Origin of the sequence: Nonomuraea zeae (assembly GCF_005889725.1) — a bacterium.
Taxonomy (GTDB): domain Bacteria; phylum Actinomycetota; class Actinomycetes; order Streptosporangiales; family Streptosporangiaceae; genus Nonomuraea; species Nonomuraea zeae.
The window spans coordinates 1-3,131 of the sequence record NZ_VCKX01000565.1; the positions used below are offsets into that span (position 1 = coordinate 1).

General features: G+C 65.7%; 3 protein-coding genes and 1 pseudogene. 1 reads left to right on the plus strand and 3 read right to left on the minus strand.

All coding sequences use genetic code 11. The features are described from left to right. Together ETD85_RS61185 and ETD85_RS65330 are read right to left on the minus strand one after the other, a co-directional pair. The coding region (locus ETD85_RS61185; protein ID WP_170247488.1) for an ISAs1 family transposase at positions 1-1,117 on the minus strand (1,117 nt) is incomplete at its 3' end. An 88-nt stretch (positions 1,118-1,205) separates the two neighbouring features. After that, positions 1,206-1,502: a transposase gene (locus ETD85_RS65330; protein ID WP_206059630.1), complete on the minus strand. Its 297-nt coding sequence runs from the start codon at positions 1,500-1,502 to the stop codon at positions 1,206-1,208. Positions 1,503-1,893: 391 nt separating this feature from the next. Here ETD85_RS65330 and ETD85_RS61195 point away from each other — a divergent pair, with 391 nt between their 5' ends. Beyond that, a complete protein-coding gene (locus ETD85_RS61195) occupies positions 1,894-2,145 on the plus strand; it encodes a hypothetical protein (RefSeq protein WP_138698923.1) in 252 nt (83 codons plus the stop codon). A 375-nt stretch (positions 2,146-2,520) separates the two neighbouring features. Here ETD85_RS61195 and ETD85_RS61200 read toward each other — a convergent pair. Further along, positions 2,521-3,036, minus strand: a pseudogene (locus tag ETD85_RS61200) (transposase); the annotation flags it as partial. Positions 3,037-3,131: the final 95 nt, after the last annotated feature.

Consider the following 3,131-nt stretch of genomic DNA (forward strand, 5'->3'; position numbering starts at 1 on the left):
GCTTGCCGGTCTCCTTGACGATACGCAAGCGCCCCGGCCCAGAACTCCGGATCAAAGCGCCGCCGCGTAACTGCTGCCACGACCAAACCTTTCCCGGTTCGGTCTCCACGCTATGAGGGGAAGGCCAATGCTCCAGTGCCCGCGGATCAGGGTGGCGAGTTGGGCGTGGGTGCTGCGTCCCGGCGGGAGGCTGGTGACGGCGTAGATCGTGACGATGGTGGTCGGTGCGGTGGTCGGTGCGGCGGCGTTTGACCTGGATCGCCTGAACGGCGTGGGGGAAGGGCAGGCCGGGGCGGACGGTGCAGATCTTCATGCGGCGGATCTCGCGGCGGCCGTGCCCGGTCTCGTCGGTGCGGTCGTTGAGGACGGCTTCGCGCCAGGGCAGGGCCTTGAGCCGGCGTTGCAGGGTGGGCTGGTTGCCTTTGACGATGAACAGGTAGTGGCCGCCGGAGGCGATGACGTGGTGGGCGTGTTGGTGCTGGGTGTGCAGGGCGTCGGCAGTGATCACCACGCCGGTCAGGTCCAGGTCGGCCAGCAGGGGTGTGAACGCAGGGATCTCGTTGCTCTTGGCCTCGATCTGGCGTTGAGCCAGGACGGTCTGGGTGTCGTGACGGGTGGCGGCCAGCAGGTGGACCGTGGTGCCGTCCGCGGTGCGGCTGCCGCGCAGGGTCTTGCCGTCCACGGCCAGGCCAGTGAGCGGGGCCTGGGCTGAGGGCCGGCCGCTGGTGGCGGGTGGCGCGCAGGCGGCGAGCATGGCCAGGTAGTTGCAGGTGGCGGTGTCGAAGGCGGCGCCGTCCAGGCGGGCGAACAGTCGTCCCAGGGTGCTGGCGGCCAGTCGTGGCGTGCCGGGCAGGCTGGCGCGGGCGCGTAGCTCTGGGTCGTACTCGGCGATGAACCGGGTGATCCTTACCAGGGATGTCGCGCCGCCGAGCACGGCGAGCAGGGATAACGCCAGTAGCGGGCCGAGCCGGTAACGGCGTCCCCGTCTGCTGCGCGGGTCGGGCACCGTATCCAGTACCTCGGCCAGGGTCGGCAGTTCAAGCAGGTCGCTCAGCGGGTCGGCGACGGTGATGTGCTCCAGGTGGCGGTCGAGCACCTTGATCGGGGATGATGGCACGCGAACGCGGCCCCTGTTCTTGATCGACTGGCGTAGACACCCAACGATCATCAGGGGTAGCGTTTGCCATCTGTACCCCGGGGCGCCCTCAACTACCCGGCTTCGTCCAGCCCGTGCGTGTCCCATCAGCCGAGAACGCTTCGGCCCTGGCAAGGCCATCGCCGTCCTTCAAAATCACCGCGTTGCCCAGGCCGCCTGAGGATGAAAAAGGCTCACTGTGATCGAAGCCCGGATCATCGAGTTCCGTGCTTAGGGCGTACTTCCAGTCCATGCCGTAATTGGCCCGGTCGGCGGCGGCCCGATCCGACAGTTTCTCTACCTTCTGCAACACAGTGATCAGCGCGAGCAGACCCGGCGGCAACCCCAAGATGTCCCCGACTGCCATACGCGGCAGCGAACTCGATATCGGCGAACAACTCGCCCAACTCATCACGCACCCGCATGGCCAGCGGATACTGCCCTTCGCCGAGGCAGCCCGCGCCACCCGCGCGGTCATCTCCGGGATCTCCGGCCACGGCTGCCATCGACACCCTGCTGCTCCATCTACGGCAGAGTGAGGGGAAAGACGACCGCACACAGCATCTTTCAGCCAGACCGAGCAGAGATCACGGACCACTACCGCGCGTGTCTCCGAATTGGCCACCAAGGTCGAGGTCCGGGTTGGCGCAGCCGCACATCTGGCGCTTTTCCGCTGATAGCTGGCAGCGATCAGCCTCGACTTCTCCCTGGGGCTTGGCCGAACCTGCAAGGAGCAACAGTTTCTGCGAAGGGCGAGTATGAAGATGATCGCGCGAGCCATGGTAGTAGCGGCAGTGGCGGCAGGGTCGTTGGCTGTCGCAGCGGGCGGGTCCGCGGCGGCGGCACCGCCCGTGTCAGCCTTGGGCGGCTGGTACGTTGCGGCCACTTATCCGAATACGCAACAAGGCTGGTACGACTGCGGGAACGCCACGGTCAACCTCTACAAGGGACACTGCAAAATCGACAGTGAGAACACCTCGATTATCAACCTGTGGGCCTACAGAAGCTGATCGACGAGCTGCCCCGTGGCCACTCTGGACGAAGGATCGGCAACTTCACTCCACACTGACGCAGGTCGGCGACGTCCACCGTCTTATTCGCAGACGCACTGGATAGGCCGGCCGGCGTCTTTACGCGGCGCCGATCGTAGACACGACAGGTGGTATGGCCATTGCAGGACAACGAGGCTCTGGAGATTGGCGTGAGAACCGCCGTTCTGCCGGGCCTTGTTGTTCGCCCAGGGGCGATTAGCTGTCAAGCCGTTTCAGACGTTGCAGGCCGTTTGTTTCAGGCTCGCCTTGATGTCGTGCCCCTTTGGAGGCTGAACGATACGGGCCGTGGACGGCACCGCCGGAGCAATCGTCAATACCTGTGGATCAAGATCTTTAGGCGGCTGCCGGCTGCTCCCCGGTAGCCGCTGATTCCTCGGGCCGCTCGATGAGCTTGCCCTTGCGGAACTTCGCCCCGGCACGGACCAGGGCGACGAGGTGGGGCGCGTTGACCGCACGCCAGCGGGCCTGGGCCGATTCGATCAGTTTGAAGGCCATCGCGAGCCCGGCAGCGCGAGAGCCCGGCCCCTTGGTGACCTTGGTCCGGTGCCGGACCGTGGCGAAGGTGGACTCGATCGGGTTCGTGGTGCGCAGATGCACCCAGTGCTCCAGCGGATAGTCGTAGAAGGCGAGCAGCTCGTCCAGGTCGTCGACCACCTTGGCGACGGCCTTGGGGTACTTGGCGCCGTAGGCGACCTGGAAGTCCTTGACCGCGGCCTGGGCGTGCTCTTTGTCCTCGGCATTCCAGATCTCGGCCAGGTGCTTCTTGGCAGCCGGATGGGCCGACTTCGGTAGCGCCCCCAGCACGTTAGAAATCTTGTGAAGCCGTAAAGGATCAACACGGCGAGATGGAGGCGAGGAGCGCGGCTGCGTTCCGGTAGCGGATTGTGGCCGGTGCGGGGTTGTAGCCATCGTTTTCCAGGAGTGGGCGGGCGTCGATGAGGGTG

What these genes read in the sequence shown, in the direction of transcription:
- ETD85_RS61195 (WP_138698923.1), top strand. Translation starts at nt 1,894, where the DNA reads ATGAAGATGATCGCGCGAGCCATGGTAGTAGCGGCAGTGGCGGCAGGG.
- ETD85_RS65330 (WP_206059630.1), bottom strand. Translation starts at nt 1,502, where the DNA reads ATGGCAGTCGGGGACATCTTGGGGTTGCCGCCGGGTCTGCTCGCGCTG.